This is a genomic window from Alteromonas macleodii, from assembly GCF_903772925.1.
Lineage (GTDB): Bacteria > Pseudomonadota > Gammaproteobacteria > Enterobacterales > Alteromonadaceae > Alteromonas > Alteromonas macleodii_A.
Genome location: NZ_LR812090.1, coordinates 1,392,158 through 1,412,005 on the forward strand (window position 1 = coordinate 1,392,158; position 19,848 = coordinate 1,412,005).

Annotated in this window: 22 protein-coding genes and 4 tRNA genes; 23 read left to right on the forward strand and 3 right to left on the reverse strand. The window is 45.2% G+C overall.

From position 1 onward, the window contains the following. The first annotated feature begins 1 nt into the window (after nucleotide 1). The 3 genes from PCAR9_RS06030 to PCAR9_RS06040 all read left to right on the forward strand — a co-directional run bounded on the left by PCAR9_RS06030 (nucleotide 2) and on the right by PCAR9_RS06040 (nucleotide 3,263). Nucleotides 2-586 (forward strand): hypothetical protein, encoded by a 585-nt coding sequence (locus PCAR9_RS06030; protein WP_179982824.1) that lies wholly within the window; start codon nucleotides 2-4, stop codon nucleotides 584-586. Next, a complete protein-coding gene (locus PCAR9_RS06035) occupies nucleotides 583-1,923 on the forward strand; it encodes a sigma 54-interacting transcriptional regulator (RefSeq protein ID WP_179982825.1) in 1,341 nt (446 codons plus the stop codon). Before PCAR9_RS06030 ends, PCAR9_RS06035 begins: the two co-directional genes overlap by 4 nt. Nucleotides 1,924-2,075: 152 nt before the next feature. Beyond that, nucleotides 2,076-3,263, forward strand: a complete 1,188-nt coding sequence (locus tag PCAR9_RS06040; protein ID WP_179982826.1) for a flagellin N-terminal helical domain-containing protein — start codon at nucleotides 2,076-2,078, stop codon at nucleotides 3,261-3,263. Nucleotides 3,264-3,297: 34 nt separating this feature from the next. On the opposite strand, the gene PCAR9_RS06045 is transcribed toward PCAR9_RS06040, so the two are convergent. Next, a complete protein-coding gene (locus PCAR9_RS06045; RefSeq protein WP_179982827.1) occupies nucleotides 3,298-3,774 on the reverse strand; it encodes a GAF domain-containing protein in 477 nt (158 codons plus the stop codon). A 98-nt stretch (nucleotides 3,775-3,872) separates the two neighbouring features. Further along, the gene (locus PCAR9_RS06050) at nucleotides 3,873-4,781 is read right to left on the reverse strand and encodes a DUF72 domain-containing protein (protein WP_507236304.1); all 909 of its coding nucleotides are present in this window, start codon (nucleotides 4,779-4,781) and stop codon (nucleotides 3,873-3,875) included. Between the two features lie 191 nt (nucleotides 4,782-4,972). On the opposite strand from PCAR9_RS06050, the gene aspS reads away from it, so the two are divergent. The 19 genes from aspS (at nucleotide 4,973) to PCAR9_RS06145 (ending at nucleotide 18,404) form a co-directional block, all read left to right on the forward strand. Then, nucleotides 4,973-6,733: an aspartate--tRNA ligase gene (gene aspS / locus PCAR9_RS06055; RefSeq protein WP_179982829.1), complete on the forward strand. Its 1,761-nt coding sequence runs from the start codon at nucleotides 4,973-4,975 to the stop codon at nucleotides 6,731-6,733. A 3-nt stretch (nucleotides 6,734-6,736) separates the two neighbouring features. Next, entirely contained in the window at nucleotides 6,737-7,177 is a 441-nt protein-coding gene (gene nudB / locus PCAR9_RS06060) for a dihydroneopterin triphosphate diphosphatase (protein WP_179982830.1), read from the forward strand. Next, a complete protein-coding gene (ruvC, locus tag PCAR9_RS06065; protein WP_179982831.1) occupies nucleotides 7,177-7,695 on the forward strand; it encodes a crossover junction endodeoxyribonuclease RuvC in 519 nt (172 codons plus the stop codon). The genes nudB and ruvC overlap by 1 nt, the downstream gene beginning before the upstream one ends. A gap of 36 nt (nucleotides 7,696-7,731) precedes the next feature. Then, nucleotides 7,732-8,352 carry a Holliday junction branch migration protein RuvA gene (gene ruvA, locus PCAR9_RS06070; RefSeq protein ID WP_179982832.1) on the forward strand — a complete coding sequence of 207 codons (621 nt, stop codon included), beginning with the start codon at nucleotides 7,732-7,734 and terminating at the stop codon, nucleotides 8,350-8,352. Nucleotides 8,353-8,421: 69 nt separating this feature from the next. Then, entirely contained in the window at nucleotides 8,422-9,426 is a 1,005-nt protein-coding gene (gene ruvB / locus PCAR9_RS06075; protein ID WP_179982833.1) for a Holliday junction branch migration DNA helicase RuvB, read from the forward strand. Nucleotides 9,427-9,985: 559 nt separating this feature from the next. Further along, nucleotides 9,986-10,384, forward strand: a complete 399-nt coding sequence (ybgC, locus tag PCAR9_RS06080; RefSeq protein ID WP_024015995.1) for a tol-pal system-associated acyl-CoA thioesterase — start codon at nucleotides 9,986-9,988, stop codon at nucleotides 10,382-10,384. Continuing rightward, entirely contained in the window at nucleotides 10,374-11,063 is a 690-nt protein-coding gene (tolQ, locus tag PCAR9_RS06085) for a protein TolQ (RefSeq protein ID WP_025254600.1), read from the forward strand. Before ybgC ends, tolQ begins: the two co-directional genes overlap by 11 nt. A 29-nt stretch (nucleotides 11,064-11,092) precedes the next feature. Further along, a complete protein-coding gene (gene tolR / locus PCAR9_RS06090) occupies nucleotides 11,093-11,512 on the forward strand; it encodes a protein TolR (protein WP_025254601.1) in 420 nt (139 codons plus the stop codon). 109 nt (nucleotides 11,513-11,621) lie between these two features. Next, nucleotides 11,622-12,401: a cell envelope integrity protein TolA gene (tolA, locus tag PCAR9_RS06095; RefSeq protein WP_420000788.1), complete on the forward strand. Its 780-nt coding sequence runs from the start codon at nucleotides 11,622-11,624 to the stop codon at nucleotides 12,399-12,401. A 4-nt stretch (nucleotides 12,402-12,405) separates the two neighbouring features. Next, nucleotides 12,406-13,761, forward strand: a complete 1,356-nt coding sequence (tolB, locus tag PCAR9_RS06100; RefSeq protein WP_179982835.1) for a Tol-Pal system beta propeller repeat protein TolB — start codon at nucleotides 12,406-12,408, stop codon at nucleotides 13,759-13,761. Between the two features lie 40 nt (nucleotides 13,762-13,801). Further along, the gene (gene pal, locus PCAR9_RS06105) at nucleotides 13,802-14,368 is read left to right on the forward strand and encodes a peptidoglycan-associated lipoprotein Pal (RefSeq protein WP_014948870.1); all 567 of its coding nucleotides are present in this window, start codon (nucleotides 13,802-13,804) and stop codon (nucleotides 14,366-14,368) included. After that, the gene (gene ybgF / locus PCAR9_RS06110; protein WP_179982836.1) at nucleotides 14,368-15,168 is read left to right on the forward strand and encodes a tol-pal system protein YbgF; all 801 of its coding nucleotides are present in this window, start codon (nucleotides 14,368-14,370) and stop codon (nucleotides 15,166-15,168) included. Before pal ends, ybgF begins: the two co-directional genes overlap by 1 nt. A gap of 291 nt (nucleotides 15,169-15,459) precedes the next feature. Continuing rightward, nucleotides 15,460-15,535, forward strand: a tRNA-Lys gene (locus PCAR9_RS06115). 24 nt (nucleotides 15,536-15,559) lie between these two features. Further along, a tRNA-Lys gene (locus tag PCAR9_RS06120) sits at nucleotides 15,560-15,635 on the forward strand. Between the two features lie 38 nt (nucleotides 15,636-15,673). Beyond that, a tRNA-Lys gene (locus tag PCAR9_RS06125) sits at nucleotides 15,674-15,749 on the forward strand. A 243-nt stretch (nucleotides 15,750-15,992) separates the two neighbouring features. Next, complete coding sequence (gene nadA, locus PCAR9_RS06130; protein ID WP_179982837.1) at nucleotides 15,993-17,048, forward strand: quinolinate synthase NadA; 1,056 nt, start codon at nucleotides 15,993-15,995, stop codon at nucleotides 17,046-17,048. A gap of 122 nt (nucleotides 17,049-17,170) precedes the next feature. Next, nucleotides 17,171-17,261: transfer RNA gene (locus PCAR9_RS06135), tRNA-Ser, on the forward strand. A 188-nt stretch (nucleotides 17,262-17,449) separates the two neighbouring features. After that, nucleotides 17,450-17,599: a twin-arginine translocation signal domain-containing protein gene (locus PCAR9_RS20235; RefSeq protein ID WP_179982838.1), complete on the forward strand. Its 150-nt coding sequence runs from the start codon at nucleotides 17,450-17,452 to the stop codon at nucleotides 17,597-17,599. Nucleotides 17,600-17,666: 67 nt separating this feature from the next. Then, nucleotides 17,667-18,404 carry an SDR family oxidoreductase gene (locus PCAR9_RS06145; RefSeq protein WP_179982839.1) on the forward strand — a complete coding sequence of 246 codons (738 nt, stop codon included), beginning with the start codon at nucleotides 17,667-17,669 and terminating at the stop codon, nucleotides 18,402-18,404. Between the two features lie 125 nt (nucleotides 18,405-18,529). Here the strand turns inward: PCAR9_RS06145 and PCAR9_RS06150 are convergent, their stop codons facing one another. Beyond that, the gene (locus PCAR9_RS06150; RefSeq protein WP_179982840.1) at nucleotides 18,530-18,964 is read right to left on the reverse strand and encodes a hypothetical protein; all 435 of its coding nucleotides are present in this window, start codon (nucleotides 18,962-18,964) and stop codon (nucleotides 18,530-18,532) included. A gap of 192 nt (nucleotides 18,965-19,156) precedes the next feature. Between PCAR9_RS06150 and PCAR9_RS06155 the strand changes: the two genes are divergently transcribed. Continuing rightward, nucleotides 19,157-19,804: an HAD family hydrolase gene (locus tag PCAR9_RS06155; RefSeq protein ID WP_179982841.1), complete on the forward strand. Its 648-nt coding sequence runs from the start codon at nucleotides 19,157-19,159 to the stop codon at nucleotides 19,802-19,804. The last annotated feature ends 44 nt before the right edge of the window (nucleotides 19,805-19,848 follow it).

Below are 19,848 nucleotides of genomic sequence, written 5' to 3' on the forward strand. Positions count from 1 at the left end.
AATGAGAATAAGTGGTTTAATTGTTGCCTTGCTGGTACTGACAGGATGTCAGAGTTTAACCAGAAACAGCAGCAACACGGGTGAGCCAGAAAAAGTGACACCTGTAGCAAAAATAGAACGTGGTATCTGTTTGTTTAACGAGCCGCCACCTGTTTTTGAACACAATTGCGATGCAGCCTATTGGCTTAATACGTGGATTGCAGCAGCGAATCAACCTTGGGTAGAGCGTAAGCAGGCTTTAAAAGCATTGGGGGATTCAGCGTTTGACACCATCCATGCTTATATTTTAACGCTACCTATTGATACCCCTTATCAAGACAGGTTGCGCGCACAACTAGCATTAAATGATATCGCGGGCACATTCACGGCAGAAGCCCAAGAAGTAGTTAATGTTATTGCTGCTTCGCAAAACAACCAGATAATGCAGCTTGAGTCCGCAATGGTCGTGTTGGAACAAGAAAATACATCTCGTGGAGAAAAGGTTAAGGCGCTAGAACAAGAAGCCGTTAATCTGCGTAAAAAATTAGAAGAACTGTTGCAAATAGAAGCAACACTGATGGACAAAAACAGGAGTACACAACAGTGAGCGAGAAGGCGAGTAGTAACCCTAACTTATTGTTGGTTGATGATGATAAAAGCTTATTGCGCTTGTTGACCATTCGCCTTGAAGGCGAGGGATACACTGTGACCGCAGTGGAAGACGGTCAATCGGCGCTGAGAAAACTTCAGAACGATAACTATGATGTTGTATTAAGTGATCTTCGCATGCCGGGCTTAGACGGTTTAAGCCTATTTGAAGAGATAATGGGAATCAGAAAAGACATCCCTGTTATTTTAATGACGGCCCATGGCACTATTGCTGATGCGGTTGCTGCCACTCAGCGCGGTGTCTTTGGTTTCTTACCTAAACCCGTTGATCACGATGAATTGCGCGCATTATTGCAAAAAGCATTGAGTCAATCTCAAGCTGCGCAGCCAGGGGATTGGGCAAAAGACATAATCACCCGTTCACCCGAAATGCTCAATGTCCTTGACCAAGCGTTTCGTATTGCCCAGCGCGAAGTATCTGTTCTTATCAGTGGCGCCAGCGGCACAGGTAAAGAACTGTTGGCGAATGCTATCCATAAAGCCAGTAACCGCAGCGATAAACCATTTATAGCGATTAACTGTGGTGCGCTACCTGAAAACTTACTTGAATCTGAATTGTTTGGTCACGCAAAGGGCGCGTTTACCGGCGCCGTAGCAGCCCATCCTGGCTTATTTAGGGAAGCCGACGGTGGTACGCTATTTTTAGACGAAATTGGCGATATGCCAATGACACTTCAAGTTAAACTTCTTCGTGCATTACAAGAACGCCAGATTCGTCCGGTTGGCAGCAGTAAACACGTAGATATTGATGTACGTATTATTTCTGCCACGCACAAAGATTTGCATAAAGAAATGGAAGAGGGCACCTTCCGCGAAGACTTGTACTACCGCTTGAATGTAGTCAACCTTAAGCTTCCATCGCTGAAATCGCGTAGTGAGGACATTCCACTACTGGCTCGCTCGCTGCTTCAGCAAAGTGCACAGCGTCATGGTGTGAATGTAAGCCAGTTCTCTGACGATGCAATGCAACAGTTAGTGACTTCATCTTGGCCGGGTAACGTACGTCAGCTTGTAAACGTGGTTGAGCAATGCGTAGCTTTAACGCAAACACCTGTCATCCCTCTACATTTAGTAGAACAAGCTCTTTCAGCTACTAAGCAGAGCTGGCCAACGCTCACAGAGGCTCGCGACGCCTTTGAACAGCAATATCTTCATAAGCTTCTTAAAATGACCGATGGCAATGTAACACGCGCTGCTGAGCTTGCAGGTAGAAACCGAACGGACATGCACAAACTTATGAAAAAGCATGATTTAGATGCCGCTGATTTCAGATAAGTCAGTTTTAAATTGTGACTGAATTAACAGGGGCTATAAGCCCCTGTTTTTATTTCTGCATTATTCTTTAGTTTATTTTTTGAACGGAAACGGTGTAAGCCACTTACATTCTACTATCTTTATATTAGGTGTTATGTATATGGTGATTCACTATGTTTTTGCATACCAATGTAGCCACACAACAGGCTACAAACACCCTGTTCGGTGTAAACAAAGGCCTGAGTCGTTCCTTCGAGCAACTAAGTTCAGGGCTTCGTATCAACAAAGCGAGTGATGATGCGGCGGGCCTCCAAATCTCTGAGCGCCTTAGCAGTCAAACAATCGGACTCAATCAAGCCGTCGAAAACGCTAATAGCGGGCAAGCGCTGTTACAAGTAGTTGATGGTAGCCTAAGCGAAGTCACTCGCCACTTGAATGACATTCGCACGCTGTCTATAGCTTCACAAAACGGCATCTACGGTAAAAGCGACCTAGCTTCTATAAATCAAGAAGTTCAGGCGCACCTCAACGAAATAGCACGTATTGCTGATTCTACTACTTATGCAGGTGAGAAAATTTTTGACGGTAACTTTATCCGCGATTTTGCGATAAGCGCGAACGGCAGCAGCAACATTCGCGTCGATTTAACGCAAGATGGTGATGGGATTGGTCTTGCCGGACTGGGTTTGACGGGGTTTTCAGTATCAGCGTCTGGTCAACAACCTCAAAGCTTGTCAGGGCAGAGTGTATCCGGATCGAGCGCACTAAATGCCGGCGAAGTGATACTTCAAGCGCAGGATAACCCCGGAGAAAAAAGATTGAGCGTTTCAACCGATAGCGGGTTAACGTTTGTAGAGCGGGCTGTTCAGTTAGTGGAAAATCGAGGCGTTAATGCGGCGCTAATTAGCACTACGGCCAACGAAATTTTAGGGCTCAATGCAACAAGCACTAATTTTGTAACAGGCGATGTAATCCTTAATCAGACCAATGCCGATATCCGCGTGGCTACCCCGACAGGTGAGTTTCAAATATCGTCGAGTTTGAACAGCAAAGTCGGTCAGTACGATGCGCAAAGTGCACAGCAAAATGGAAGCACATTAGACATGGTCGATAACGCCATTGAAATTATAAGTAATTTGCGAACAGATATGGGGGCAACGTCAAACCGCTTTTCTTCAGCGCTCAAAAGTATGTCGAGCACGAGCGTAAATTTACAGCGTGCCAGTGCCCAAATAACTCAGTCGGATTTTGCTAGCGTTACTGCCCAAGAAACGCGTTTTTCTATTCTACAGAAGGCTAATGTCAGTGTCTTAGCAATGGCCAATCAAATGCCACAAAATGTTCTGTTCCTGTTAAATTGAACCTACACTCGAAGTAGTGTGCGGAACGACGACCTTAATGTTCTGAAAAAATGATCATTTCCGCTGTGCGAGCATAGTTTTTTAAGCTCACTATCTCAGTTTCTGTAAAGTCTCTTGGTTCATCAAACAGAAGGCATAAGGTACCTAGTTCATAGCCGTCTTTATTACGTAAAATTGCACCCGCATACGCCCGAATATATGGCTTGCCAGTCACCAACGGGTTATTAGCGAATACTTTTTCAGCTTTTGCATCTGGTACTATTAAATATTCCTCTTCTGCAATGGCATAAGTGCAAAAAGAGATGTTACGGGGTGTTTCTGTAGCGTCCATGCATTGACGCGACTTAAACCATTGACGGTCTTCAGCAACCAGGCTTACCAAGCAGGTTTTAGCACTAAATTCTTCTTGGACTTTTTTAGTAAGCGCATCAAGTTGTTCGCTGGGGGGAGTGTCTAATATATCTAACGATTCCAAAGCAGCAAGACGTGCTTTTTCGTATTCATGATTCATTGAGGGGGTCACGATAAAAAGTAGTTTAACACAAAAACTAATAACCGTCGTAGTTTACCTTTAAATCAGAAAAATACTATCTATTAAGCAGTTATTGTCTAAAACAAGGCATTTTGAGCTGGCTGATTTCTAATTGAAAGGTTGTCTAACCGGTGGGCTATCTCTTCAGCGTTGTACAAATCAATAAACTGTTGCGCCAGCCATGGTGCGTCTTTGTTGTCAGGGCGGTGACAAAAAAAGTACACATCTTTTCCTTCGCTTTGCCAAAGCTTCACTTTTTTCACCCAGGGCAATAAACAGCGCTGGTTGTCGTCATCAATATCATTACCCACGAAGCGCACAATGGGAGTCTGGCCTGTAGCGATAACGTTAACGGGAACCCGCGGCTTTTTCTGCCTGACTTCTTCTAGCATAGCGCGCTTATCTGCTCCGCCTGCATCTAAAGACCCGCTAAATAAAGCTCGGGTGTCCATAATAATTCTATTCACACCGTGGCGGATCAAAAGTTGGTTAAGCGCTTTTTCCTCATTACCTTTAGCGAAAAACGCCAGGTGGCGCACTTCAACTGCAATGTTTAATTTTTTAGGTAAGTTTGCTAAAAACGTGTCTAGAACGGGCAGTTTCTCTGGCCCGAAAGAAGCGGGCAGTTGCAGCATCATTACTCCTAGCTTTTCTTTTAGCGGGCTTAATAAAGCAAGCTGTTGGGCAACCTCTTCTTCACAATGCTGTAATTGATGTACATGAGTAATGTTCTGGTGAAACTTGAAAGTAAATCTGAAGTGGTCGGGTGTTGAATCGCACCATCTCGCTACAGCGTCTTGGTGGGGAAGAGAGTAAAATGTGGTATTCCCTTCAACCGTATTACACTCCTTGGCATACAGCGACAATCCATTATCAGACTTGGGATAATTAGCAAACCACGTGCTTGGCCAATGGCTGTGTTGCCACATTGGCAATCCAATATAGAGATTTCCTCGGGATATGGCTGATTTGTGCATATTTGTCATTGGGCTTTATCAAGCATTTGTTTATACTATGCGGCCTTTAAATCATTACATTATGCATGTTGTGGGCGGGCCGGTTAATTGGCCAGCAAGTTTACGCGAATTTTGGCAAAGTCTTAAGCTCAAAAGTAAACGGTTTTGAACGCCAATTCATTGCATGCGAAGCAAGAAGAAAACATCAGGGGTCAAGGACCATGCGCACAGATTACTGTGGGAATATCGATTCATCATACATTGGACAAGAAGTTACCCTTTGCGGGTGGGTTAATAAGCGTCGCGATTTAGGCGGTGTAATTTTCATCGACTTACGCGACCGCGAAGGTATCGTACAAGTGGTGTTCGACCCAGATTTACCCGACGTGCTATCAGTAGCTAACACGTTACGTAGTGAATTCTGTGTAAAGTTAACCGGTAAAGTACGAGCGCGCCCTGAAGGTCAAATTAATAAAGACATGCGCACAGGTGAAATTGAAATTCTAGGTACAGGCCTTGAAGTGATCAACAAATCTGACGTGCTTCCACTAGACTGGAACCAAGAAAACTCAGAAGAACAGCGCCTTCGTTACCGTTACCTAGACCTTCGCCGTCCTGTAATGAGCCAACGCTTACAATTCCGTGCAAAAGTAACCGGTGCTGTACGTCGCTTCCTAGAAGAAGAAGGTTTCTTAGATATTGAAACACCTATTCTTACTAAGGCAACGCCAGAAGGTGCACGTGACTACCTAGTGCCAAGCCGCACGCACAAAGGTGAGTTCTTTGCACTTCCGCAATCGCCACAGCTTTTCAAACAGCTTCTGATGATGTCGGGTATGGACCGTTACTATCAAATCGTTAAGTGCTTCCGCGACGAAGACTTACGTGCCGACCGTCAGCCAGAATTTACCCAAATCGATATTGAGACCACGTTCTTAGATGCCGATGGCGTAATGTCTATTACCGAGCGTATGATCCGCGACTTGTTCAACAAAATGCTGGATGTTGATCTTGGCGACTTCCCGCGTATGACTTATGCAGAAGCAATGAAGCGCTTTGGTAGCGACAAGCCCGACTTGCGCAACCCGCTAGAGTTAACAGACGTTGCAGACTTGCTTGCTAACGTTGACTTTAAAGTATTCAGCGGCCCAGCCAACGACCCGAAAGGTCGCGTTGCGGCTATTCGCGTACCTGGCGGTGCGTCACTTTCGCGCAAGCAAATTGACGAATACACCAAGTTCGTAGGTATTTACGGCGCGAAAGGCCTAGCATGGATTAAAGTTAACGATGCTGGCGCAGGTCTTGAAGGACTACAGTCGCCAATCCTTAAATTCCTAACGGAAGACATTACTAACGCAATCATTGAGCGCTCTGGCGCACAAAGTGGCGATATTCTATTGTTCGGTGCAGACAGCTACACCGTGGTTACCGAAGCGATGGGCGCACTTCGTCTTAAGCTTGGTGAAGACTTTGAGCTTCTTGAAGGCGAGTGGAAGCCACTTTGGGTTGTTGACTTCCCAATGTTTGAAGAGTTTGACGGACAGCTACACGCTATTCACCACCCGTTTACTGCGCCGCGTGGTTTAACGCCGGAAGAACTTAAAGCTAACCCAGCTGAAGCCTTATCTGATGCTTACGATATGGTATTGAACGGTGTTGAATTAGGCGGTGGTTCTGTACGTATTCACAATGAAGACATGCAGTCTACGGTATTCAATATTCTTGGCATAGACGATGAAGAAGCGAAGAACAAATTCGGCTTCTTGCTTGATGCACTTCGCTTTGGTGCGCCACCGCATGCAGGTCTTGCGTTTGGTCTAGACCGTTTGGTAATGCTAATGACGGGCGCAACCTCTATTCGCGATGTAATGGCGTTCCCGAAAACGACCACAGCGGCATGCCCGTTAACATCGGCGCCTAGCCCTGCGAACCCACAGCAGCTTGAAGAGCTCGCTATTGCAACGGTGAAAAAGCAATCGTAATTTATGGCGTATAAGAAGCCTGAATCTGCACTGGTAGTGTTGTATGACCAACACTACCGAGTGCTGCTTTTGCAACGACAAGACGACCCCACCTTCTGGCAGTCGGTAACCGGCGCGTTAGAAGAGGGGGAGTTACCCTTAGAAACGGCATATCGTGAAGTGTGTGAAGAAATTGGTATCGATGCCAAAGCACACGGCTTTGTGGTTAACGACCACGGTAAGCAAAATAAATATGTTATTCGTAGCCGCTGGCTACACCGTTATCCCCCAGGTACTGTGCACAACAAAGAGCACGTATTTTCCCTTCAAATAAACAGTGATTTACCCCTTGTATTAACAGAACACTTGCAGTACGAATGGGTGTCGAAAGACGAAGCACTGGCGCGTTTATGGTCTCCCTCTAATAAAGAAGCGGTATCTTTGTTTGTACCGAGTGTGCCTTAATGGTTATACTGGGTATAGATCCAGGTTCTCGGATTACAGGCTATGGTTTAATTGCACGCAAGCAAGGTAAACTGGTGTATGTAGCAAGCGGATGCATTCGCGTTGGAACGGCAGATTTATCCTCTCGTCTTGCTAATATTTTTACCGGTGTTGGCGATATTATTCGTCAATATAAGCCCGACCAGTTTGCGATTGAGCAAGTATTTATGGCGAAAAACCCTGATTCAGCGTTAAAGCTTGGTCAGGCCAGAGGGGCCGCCATTGTGGCAGCCACCCAAGCGCAGCTTCCTGTTGCTGAATACAGCGCAAGGCAAATTAAGCAGTCGGTAGTTGGAAAAGGTGGCGCAGATAAAACGCAAGTTCAGCACATGGTTAAACACCTGCTTAGCTTAAGCGGCACTCCCCAGGCCGATGCTGCCGATGCATTAGCCGTTGCCTTGTGTCACGCACACACCGAACAGAGCCTGATAAACATGGCAGGGCAAGCCCGAAAAACCGTTCGTGGTCGTTTGCGCTAATACTGCTCGAAGCTCACGCTTTTACAGAGATAATTCATGATTGGACGAATTCGCGGTACGTTGGCTGAGAAACAGCCTCCAGAAATTCTTGTAGATGTAGCCGGCGTTGGCTACGAAATTCACATGCCTATGACCAGTTTCTACCAGCTTCCTGCGGTGGGTGAAGAAGTGGTGGTGTACACGCACTTTGTGGTTCGCGAAGACGCCCAGTTACTGTTTGGTTTTGCTGATAAAATGGAAAGAGGCTTATTTCGCGAGTTAATAAAAGCGAACGGTGTAGGCCCTAAACTGGGCTTAGCTATTTTATCAGGTATGTCGGCTGGGCAGTTTTTGGCAAGTGTGCAAAATGAAGACGTTTCAGCATTGGTAAGTTTACCTGGCATTGGTAAGAAAACTGCCGAACGTTTAGTGGTCGAACTCAAAGACAGGCTCGCTAAGTTTGGTAAAGCGCAAAGCATTGTGATGCCACCGCCTAGCAGTGACCTGTTATCGAATAACACAATTGTTGAAGTAAACGACGCCCGTGAAGAGGCACAAAGCGCACTTATCGCATTAGGCTATAAGCCAGCGCAGGCGAGTAAGCTGGTTGAAAGTGTATACATTGAAGGTATGGAAAGCGAAGCGGTAATTCGCGATGCCTTAAAAGCCGCTATATAATAGCCCGTAGTGAAGGCAGCGATAATGTCGTTATGCTGTCTTCGTGTTATTCCCTAAAGTAGAACTATCATGATTGAAGCAGACAGACTGATTACGCCTGACGCCAGTACCGAAGACGAGGTGATTGACCGTGCCATTCGCCCTAAAATGTTGGAAGACTACACAGGGCAGCCTCACGTTTGTGAGCAAATGGAAATATTTATTCAGGCGGCACGTAATCGCGATGATGCGCTCGACCACCTACTTATCTTTGGCCCGCCTGGTTTAGGTAAAACAACCTTGGCGAATATTGTGGCTAACGAGATGGGCGTAAACATCAAAACCACTTCAGGGCCTGTGCTAGAGAAGGCTGGGGATCTTGCCGCGCTGCTTACCAACCTAGAGCGCAACGATGTATTGTTCATTGATGAAATACACAGGTTAAGCCCAGTAGTGGAAGAGATTCTTTATCCAGCAATGGAAGACTATCAGCTTGATATTATGATAGGGGAAGGGCCAGCGGCGCGCTCTATTAAGCTTGACCTTCCTCCCTTTACTTTGGTGGGGGCCACCACACGCGCAGGCTCATTAACATCGCCATTACGGGACCGTTTCGGGATTGTACAACGGCTGGAATTTTACAATGTAAAAGACCTTACTAGCATCGTTGCAAGAAGTGCAAGCTATCTTAATTTAGAAATGAATGAGGAAGGCGCTCAAGAAGTGGCACGTCGCTCTAGAGGTACACCGCGTATCGCTAATCGCTTACTTCGCCGTGTTCGAGATTATGCCGAGATTAAATCTGATGGTAGCGTAGGCGCTGATGTCGCTGCTAAAGCCCTCGATATGCTTGATGTAGACAAAGAAGGCTTTGATTACATGGACCGCAAATTGCTTACGGCTATTATTGAAAAGTTTGATGGTGGGCCAGTAGGCTTAGATAATTTGGCTGCTGCCATAGGCGAAGAGAAAGAAACCATAGAAGATGTAATTGAGCCCTTCCTTATTCAACAGGGCTTCTTACAGCGCACGCCACGGGGTCGCATCGTATCACAGCGCGCCTATCTGCACTTTGGCTTTACTCCGTCAGAATAATTCATCGCTTTGTTTAACAGGGTATAGATTTGTATTAATGGCCTAGCTGGATAGCTGGGCTTTTTTAGGCTTAGTAAATAGCGCAAGTCAAACAAATTTATGCTGGAGTAGAAACAAAGTCGGTCGTGGGAGAACAGGAGTATAGAGCGAGTGGCTGGTATAGGTATTGATTCTTTCGTTAGAAACAGTCTCAAACTATAGGCAAAAAAAAAGCCCGCTCAGAGAGCGGGCTAAAACAACAAGTGTTGAAGGAAATAAATCCAGGGAACTCATGTCTAACAGGAGAAAAAACTCTTGCATGACCGTGCTATGCACCATCACGCTCTGTACGACTGATGCTGTGCATTATAGGGAGAGCAGAAAAAACTACAATTGAGTAAAATTGTTGTTTTGGATTAGAAAAACTAATGTGTTAACTGGGTGTTTAATATTGGTTTATTTTTAATTAAATGTTAGCTTTGGTGGGGCTTGTGGGGTGTATTTGTTCTGCATTTTGTCGCGCTAATTAGTTATTTTAACTCCGTTTTGGATTATTAAATTTTTGGGTAAGGGAATAGTTATGCATTTACATCAGGTAAGAGTGTATTACGAAGACACCGACGCAGGCGGTATCGTCTATTATGCGAATTACCTTAAGTTTATGGAGCGAGCGCGCACAGAGTGGCTTCGCGAGCTAGGTTTTGAACAAGACACGCTGATGGAACAATCCATCGCTTTTGTCGTCAAACACGTTGAAATGCATAACTATGCGCCAGCGCGGTTTAATCAGCTGTTGAGTATTGAAACTCGCGTTGTAGAATTGAAAGGCGCTAGTATGACGTTTCAACAAAATATTAAAAATGAACAAGGCGTTACCTTAGTATCAGGAAATATTAAGGTTGCCTGCGTCGATTTGGCTGTAATGAAGCCAAAAAGATTACCACGTACTTTGTTAGGGGAAATTTCGCGTGTCATCTGATCTCACTTTTATTGGCTTGTTCTTACAAGCAAGCTTTATTGTTCAACTTGTTATGCTTTTACTTTTAAGCGTTTCAGTTGCGTCTTGGACTTTCATATTTCAACGAAGTAAAGCTTTGTCGGCTGCACGAAATGAAATGCGTCAGTTTGAAGATAAGTTCTGGTCAGGCGCAGACCTGAACCGTCTTTATCAAGAGCTTTCGGCAAGAACTAACCTAACCGGTATGGGCAGCATTTTCTGTTCAGGTTTTAAAGAGTTTGTTCGCCTGCGCAAGTCAAACACGGCAACTAATGGCATTGTTGACGGTACTTACCGTGCTATGCGTGTTTCTATGTCACGTCAAGTTGAAGAACTAGAAAGTCGTCTACCTTTTCTAGCTACTGCAGGCTCTATCAGTCCTTACATCGGTCTTTTCGGAACAGTGTGGGGAATAATGAATGCCTTCATCGCGTTAGGTGAAGTACAGCAAGCTACCCTTGCAATGGTAGCGCCTGGTATTGCAGAGGCGCTTATTGCAACTGCCATTGGTCTATTTGCAGCTATTCCAGCTGTAATTGCATACAACCGTTTTAGTCACCAAGTTGAGAAGCTAGAAAATAGCTATGGCAACTTCATGGAAGAGTTCTCGGCAATTCTTCATCGCCAAGCGGTTGCTGCGCAAGCACAACAACAAGCCTAAGCGTTTACATTCCAAACGGAGGACTTGTTATGTATGTAAGAAAACGCCGCAGACCGGTATCAGAGATAAACGTTGTACCCTACATCGATGTGATGTTAGTGCTACTTATTATCTTCATGGTAACGGCGCCACTTATTTCGCAAGGGGTAAAAGTTGACTTGCCTAAAGCAAGTGCTAACCCAATCGAGCAAGAAGATAACCCACCCATTATTGCGTCAGTAGATGTTAAAGGCCGTTACTTTTTAAATGTTGGTGAAGACCAAGAATCTCCAATCAGTGAAGATGAGCTGGGTGCCATAGTGAAAGCGCAGTTAACCAAAGAGCCTAACACGCCTGTTGTTGTGAAAGGTGATGGGCAGGTGGCGTACAACGAAGTGATACAGTTAATGGTATTGTTGCAACAAGCTGGTGTGCCTTCAGTAGGGTTAATGACGGATCCGGTTGAGTAAAATAGATATGTCGAAACCTGAAGTGTCCAACAGCACTGAGCACAAAAATGCTTCTTCGAAAGAAGGAGAGCGCCTGGGGGCGAAGCAAAAAGGTAACAAGAAAAGTAAAATGACGCCTGAACAACTTGGTTTATACAAGTCGTTAGGTTTGCATGCCATTATTGCTGCACTGTTACTTATTAGCGTCAGTTTCTCGCCCGAGCCGCTGCCTAACGCTCCCTCTAATGCGCCGGTAATTGAAGCAACCTTCATTGATGCGCAAGCTATAGCCGACCAGAAGAAGGCCCAGGCACAAGCCGAGGCGCAGGCGCGAGCCCAAGAGCGAGAGAAGCAAAGAAAAGCACAAGCGGCAGCTGAGAAAAAGCGTCAACAGCAGCTAGCAGCTAAGCGTGCGAAAGAAAAGCGTGAGGCTGAGGCTGCCGAGGCAAAAAGACAAAAAGAGTTAGAACGCCTTGCTGCGCAGAAGGAACAAGAGCGCAAGGAACGTGAAGCAAAAGCGAAAGCTGAAGCCGAGCGGAAGAAGAAAGAAGCGGCTGAACGTGCAGAGATGGAAAGAATCATGCAAGAGCAGTTAGCGCAAGAGCAAGCGGCTCAGCGAGAGCGTAGACGAAAGCAAGTGTTAACTGAAGTTGAGCGCTACACTGCGCTAATTCAGCAAACTATCAAGCGCAACTTGTATTCTGACGACAGCTATAGCGGTAAAACTTGCCGCTTGAATATACGGCTGGCTACCACAGGTTTTGTAACCAGTATTCGTGTACTTGGCGGTAACGACGCGCTATGCCGCGCAGCAGAGAGTGCAGTACGCCGTGCAGAAAAGCTACCTGTGTCAGATGCACCCGATGTTTACGAGCAGCTAAAAGACATAACTTTAAAAGTGGAATTATAGTGGTATGAAAAAACTAGGTTTATGGATAGCGCTTATTACGATGGCCTTTAGTGTCAAAGTATTTGCATCCTTAGAAATTGTAATAACCGAGGGCGTAGATAGCGCCCGGCCAATCGGTGTTGTGCCATTTAAGTGGAAAGGGCAAGGCAGTATGCCAGGCGACATTTCTAAAGTGGTGATGGCTGATTTGATGCGAAGCGGTAAGTTTAACCCGGTCTCTGTAGATAAAATGCCACAGTATCCAGAAACCGCTGAGCAAGTGTCTTTCACCGCATGGGCAACGCTTGGTGTTGATACCGTATTAGTGGGAAGCATTGAGCCTCAAGGCGGCGATCGCTTTCTTGTATCGTATGAGCTGATTGATGTCCTCAAAGGGCAAGTTGACAATGGCCAAGCTAAGGTACTTAAAGACGGCAACTTAGTATCGAGTAACAATCATGTTCTTGCTTCCCGTCAGGCCGTAATCAACGGACGAGATTTTCGCCAGTATGCGCATCGAATTAGCGACATCGTCTATGAAAAGTTAACCGGCGTTCGCGGCGCATTTTTAACGAAAATTGCTTATGTCATTGTTCGCGACCGCGATACCGTGGACAAGCCCTATCAATTAGTGATTGCAGATTATGATGGCGAGAACGAAACCCGTTTGTTGTCGTCACCTGAGCCACTTATGTCGCCGGTATGGTCACCTGACGGCGAGAAGTTAGCTTATGTAAGCTTTGAAAACCGAAGACCACAAATATTCATTCAAGATATTTACACCAGTGAGCGTACACGCATTACTGATTTTCCTGGAATAAACAGTAGTCCTACATTTTCGCCAGATGGCAAGCAACTTGCTATGGTTTTATCGAAAGATGGAAACCCTGAACTCTATGTGATGGACTTAGCGACGAAAAACCTTCGCCGAGTCACGCGCAATAGAGCGATTGATACGGAGCCTGCGTGGCTACCCGATGGCAGCGGTTTAATATTTAGCTCGGAACGGGGTGGTAAACCCCAGATATATAGCGTAAATTTAAATTCTGGGAAAGTAAGGCGCGTTACCTTCGTAGGTGAGCAGAACCTTGGCGGTACGCTAACCCCTGACGGCAAGCAAATGATCATGGTTAACCAAACTAATGGGAACTATCACATTGCCAAGCAGTCTTTGGATGGTGGTTCACCTCAAGTACTGACACGGACGTACTTAGATGAATCACCAAGTGTAGCGCCGAATGGAAGCATGATTATTTACAGCACCCTTCACGAGGGGACTCAAGTACTATCACTGGTCTCTTTAGATGGGCGTTTTAAAGCTAGGTTACCAGCAGCCAATGGGCAAGTTAAATCGCCAAGTTGGTCACCATTTTTGTTCTAACAATTTAACGACTAAACAATAAAATTTAAGGATTAGTAGGATGCAAATGAATAAAGTGATGAAGAGCTTCATTATCGCATTGCCAGTAGTGACAATGATGGCATGTTCTTCAGGCCCTAGCGAAGAAGAATTGGCAGCTGAACGTAACCGTCTTGCACAAGAACAAGCGGCTGCAGAAGCAGAAGCACGTGAAGCAGAAGCGCAGCGCGTTAAAGCCGAAGCGGCTCAGCGCATGAAGCGTCAAGAAGAAATGGTTCAGCAAGAAATGGAAGCGCTGAAAAACGAGCAAACCGTTTACTTTGACTTTGACCGCTCAAGCATCAAGCCAGAGTTCCAGCGTATTCTAGACAAACATGCGGCGTTCTTGGTTAAAAACCCAAGCACTAAAGTGACTATCGAAGGTCACACTGACAGCCGTGGTACACCTGAGTACAACATCGCACTTGGCGAGCGTCGTGCACAGTCTGTTGAGACTTATCTACTTAATGCTGGTGTAAGCAGCAGCCAAGTAACAGTGGTTTCATACGGTGAAGAAAAACCAGCAGTGATGGGTTCTACTGAGTATGCATTTGCTCAAAACCGTCGCGGAGTGGTTGTTTACCGCTAATGACTATTCTAGCGAATAAGACATTAAAAATGGGCGTCACTTTATGTGCCGCCCTTGCTGTTTCTACCGCATTTGCGCAAGCGCCCGTGGTAGACGCTAATGGCGGCAGTGAATTAGAGCAGCGTATCGTTGTACTAGAGCGCATTGTGAAAAGCCGAACTGAAATGCAGCACAGGCTTCAAACGCAGCTAGACAACATGCAAATGGAAGTCGACCAGCTACGCGGTGCGGTTGAAGTGAATACCAACGAGCTTCAAAAAGTACTTGAGCGTCAGCGTGAGCTTTACCTTGAAATAGATAAGCGCGTAGAAGCCCTTAAGCAAAGTGGTGCGCTTCAAGGTAGTGCTATGCCTAGTGCAGGTGTTGATCCAGGCTCGGTAAGTTCAACGTCTTCACCAACGCCAGCACAAGCGCTTACGCCACAGGCTGGTGAAGATGAAGCGTATGAAAATGCAGTGAACCTCATCCTCAAGTCTAAAGAGTACGATAAGGCCATTCCTGCGTTTCAATCGTTCATTTCACGCTTTCCAAACAGTGGTTACGCGCCAAATGCGCATTACTGGTTAGGGCAGTTGTTGTTTAATAAGCAGCAATGGAGTGAGGCAAGTGAGCAATTCAATATTGTTGCTAATCGCTTTACCGACTCTACTAAGCGCCCTGACGCTCTGTTGAAGCTTGGTGTGATTGCCGAACGTACGGGAGACAGTGCAACGGCTCGACAGCTATTTCAACAAGTCGTAAATGAATATCCAGATTCTTCAGCAAAACGCCTAGCTGAACCTAGATTAAATAACTTGTAATGAACAAAGCCTCTTTTAAAGAGGCTTTTTTATACATTAAACAAAAAAATTTTCAAAATATTCCGCTTAAGCGACCTAAAATTAATGCTCCAATTTTTACTGAGTTTCGTAGAAAAGTGACTAAACTCATTTAGCGCTGGTATAAATACTCAGCGATTTGTTTTCATTTTGACCGTTTAGTCGTAATTTGACAGAAAAATGAAAATAAAAGGACGTTATGGGTTGCGTCGAATAAAAATCTGAGTATTATATGCCGCCGTTGCCAAGACACAGGCAACAACAGGAAAGAAAGGGTCGTTAGCTCAGTTGGTAGAGCAGTTGACTTTTAATCAATTGGTCGCTGGTTCGAATCCAGCACGACCCACCACTTTCTCTCCTAGCATCAAATGATGGGTCGTTAGCTCAGTTGGTAGAGCAGTTGACTTTTAATCAATTGGTCGCTGGTTCGAATCCAGCACGACCCACCATCATTTGAATTGCTAAACTTATCTGTGTGTCACTTGATGGGTCGTTAGCTCAGTTGGTAGAGCAGTTGACTTTTAATCAATTGGTCGCTGGTTCGAATCCAGCACGACCCACCATCAAGTCCCAAACTCAAGTATTCCTTTTTTAAATAATCTCCTCAGTACAAAACGCTAAAGCTTATTGCGTTTAAAACGCTACTCATCTCATTTTTACTTTGATCTGGTTTACCTAACCCCATGTAGTAGAACAGGTAAGCACAAATATGACTATTTAATTACGCTTATGTTGAATAGGTAGTGTGTAATTTTTATGACAGTTGGGTATAATCCGCACCCTTGTCGCAACAGAGATGTAGGTTAATGTCAGTAGCATTTCGAGTGGATCAGGTAGAGTACCCGTTCCCAGCAAAACCACAGCCATTATCAGAAGCACGTAAAGCTGAGTTAAAGGCAGAGATTAAAGCCTTGCTTAAGGCTCGTAACGCTGTGCTTGTCGCACACTATTACACCGACCACGAAATTCAGGCGCTTGCTGAAGAAACTGGCGGTTGTGTAGCTGACTCGTTAGAAATGGCGCGATTTGGTAGAGATGTAGAAGAGCAAACGTTAATTGTTGCTGGCGTTCGTTTTATGGGCGAAACGGCGAAAATTCTTAGCCCGGAAAAAACCGTGCTAATGCCTACCCTTGAAGCGACCTGTTCCCTTGATATTGGTTGCCCGGTAAAAGAGTTCAGCGAGTTTTGTGATCAACATCCTGATCACACCGTAGTGGTTTACGCGAATACTTCGGCCGCTGTGAAAGCGCGCGCTGATTGGGTAGTAACGTCAAGCATTGCCCTTGAAATCGTTGAGCACCTAGACAGCCAGGGCAAAAAGATCATTTGGGGCCCTGACAGACACCTAGGCTCTTACATCGCAAAGCAAACCGGTGCTGACATGTTAATGTGGCAGGGCGAGTGTATCGTTCACGACGAGTTCTCTGCACAGAAACTAGCAGACATGAAAGCGCTATATCCAAACGCAGCGGTTCTGGTTCACCCTGAATCACCCGCAAGTGTGGTAGAGATGGCAGATGCAGTTGGCTCAACCAGTCAGCTAATAAAAGCCTCGCAAACCATGGATAACGACACCTTTATTGTTGCTACCGATAAAGGCATCTTTTACAAGATGCAACAACTTACTCCAGAGAAGACGTTTATAGAGGCTCCAACGGGCGGTAACGGCGCTACCTGTAAAAGCTGTGCTCACTGCCCTTGGATGGCAATGAACGGCTTAGAGGCGATTAAGGCGTCTTTAACGGGCGAAACTGATGGGCATGAAATCTTTATTGATGATGAATTGCGTAAAGGCGCACTGATTCCACTTGATCGCATGCTTAACTTTTCAGCCGAGTTAAAAGCGAAAGGCGGACTTTAAGCGCACGTTTTATAAGCACTTGCTGAATATTTTCCAGCAAGTTCTTGATTAAGCGCGCGGCTTTACCTACTATACGCGCGCTCAAAGGTTTTCGTCGTTGAAAACTTCTTGATACAAAATTTGGAGAGATGGCTGAGTGGCTGAAGGCGCACGCCTGGAAAGTGTGTATACGTTTATAGCGTATCGAGGGTTCGAATCCCTCTCTCTCCGCCAAATACTAAGAACCGGCTTTACGCCGGTTTTTTTGTGCCTAAAGAAATGGACTTAAGCAATTATAAATAATGCTTTTAAAATAAGTCGTCATCCATATCCGCCTACTCTTGATCTTCTACTTACAGGTTTAGGTATCTCTACTACGTAGTATTCGCAATTCTTTATTGTTTTCTACGGAGCACATTTCCATGGTATCTCGAAGGAGTTTCATCAAAGCTGGGGCTGCGCTTGGCCTCACATCAGCAGTAAATTCAACTAAACTACACAACACACACTTTGATTTGCACGCAAGTTTCTTACACTTCACCCAGCTACACCAGCCAATTGTCGCTTGTTAAAAACGTTTCCTGAGCAAGTGCGTAAATACACTTAACAATAGGGTTTGCATATACACGGAGAAAGGTTATGAAAGAAGATGTTCGCACTGTCATTGTCACAGGCTCATCACGAGGCATCGGTGCTGAAATTGCTAGAAAGTTGAGTAAAGATGGCTTTCAGATTGTTGTTAATTACTCGGGAAGTGAAGAGCAAGCGCTAAGTGTGGTGCATGATATCGAGAAGGATGGCGGTATAGCTTGTGCCATTCAAGCGGACGTGTCTGATATTACAAGTGTAAAACGTCTATTCGATGAGACTGAAAAGCAGTTTGGTTCGGTCGATATACTCGTTAATAACGCTGGTGTTCTATCGATGGATGCATTAGCAGATGTGAGTGAAGATACCATTCATCAACATGTGGATATTAATCTTAAAGGCGTTATGTTCACCACGCAGCAAGCAGTCAATCGGCTGAACCAAGGTGGCCGAATCGTAAATATATCTACCTCTATAGTAGGTCTTAAATTAGAAAAATATGGCATTTACGCGGCAACAAAAGCTGGTGTTGAAACCTTGACTGCCATAACGTCAAAGGAACTGCGTGGGAAAGACATTACAGTAAATGCTGTTGCACCCGGCCCAACTGATACCGAACTGTTTATGAAAGGCAAGTCGGAAGACTTTGTTGAGAAGTTAAAAAACATGGCGCCGTTAGAACGTTTGGGTACGCCAAAGGATATTGCTAATGTCGTTGCCTTTTTATGCAGCGAAGACGGTATATGGATAAATGGTCAAGTCATACGGGCTAATGGTGGAATTGTTTAAGGTCTAAAAAGCATATTGATTTAGTCAAAAAGAAACCCGCGATTAAGCGGGTTTCAATAAAAATTATATGACGCGATATTAAACTAACGTTTTTTAACAACGCAGAATCGTTCGCTTAATTTATATTACTTAGCAACCTGCTGGTGAAGTTTGATTAGGTCAGGAAGCTTTTTCGCGTAAATTGCTTTCTTTGTGCCCGGGTGAAGTAGTTGGCTTACGAAAGTGCGTAGGAAGCCAAGTACAAAGGTTTGAACGCGGTCAGCATCGGCTTCGCTTGGGTTAGCGATAAGCGTTTCTGTTTCCGCTTGTACTTTATGTACAATTGGGTCCATTGTGTCTTTGCCCGCTACTAGGTCGTTACCTGTAACTACACCTTTGCCAAGTAAGTCGCGTACGGCATCGTAAAGGTCGGCAGACACAGGATTAGTTTGCCCCCAATTTGCGATATTGTACTCTTCAGAAATTTTATCTAGCTCGGCAGTTGGATCGCTAGATTTCAATAGGCCTTCAATAAGTTTGTGTGCTTCGGTTTGTTTTACAGGTGTTGATAATTCTGACATGATTTACTTGATGAAATAGTGAAAAGGCGTTTTATAAATACTTTTCCATTTGCTGTCAAGATGGTTGGTTTTTGACCGTATTTATTTCCTATATCTATCAATCGGTTACACTTTATCGTGCAGTGAAAGCCGTTTACACATATTCACTAGGTTACTTTCCATGTCATTTGAGTTAGTTTTACGGTGTGTACCGTGAAAGCCATTTTATTCGACCACGACGGTACGTTAATCGACTCAGAAATGACGCATTTTGAGTTATGGAAAACCATGCTTGCGGATATGGGCAAAGAATTAACATTCGATTATTACCACACGCGTATGGCTGGTATCTCAGTAATGAACAATGCTAGCGATATCATTCGAGACTTTTCGCTTGCTTTGACGCCCAAGGAGCTATTTGAGAAGAGAAGGGCGCTGACACTACAGTTTTTACAGCGCCAAGCATTTCCGTTAATGCGTGGCGCAAAAGAAGCCCTTGTGTTCTGTAAATCTCATGGCTTGCGCGTAGCTATAATAACGGGAGGCGCCCGTTTAGCGGTTGAGAAGACAGTGTCTTTCTATGGTGTAGAAGATATTGTTGAGTGTATCGTTTCTTCTGATGACGTAGTTAAAGGTAAACCGTCACCTGATTGCTATTTAGCAGCCCTATCCCAAATGCAATTGGCACCACATGAAGTTATGGCAGTTGAAGATACCGAATTTGGTCTGCAAGCTGCCGTTAGTGCGGGAATTAAAACAGTGGCTATACCCACACCCTTGTCGGCTAATCATGATTTTTCTAGAGCAGCGGGCGTGTATGAAAATCTTGAGGACTGGGCAGCATCGCTGCCCCAGAGGTGAGGAGAGCATCGCTGTCAGATATATAAATGGAAGCCTCGCTGCCC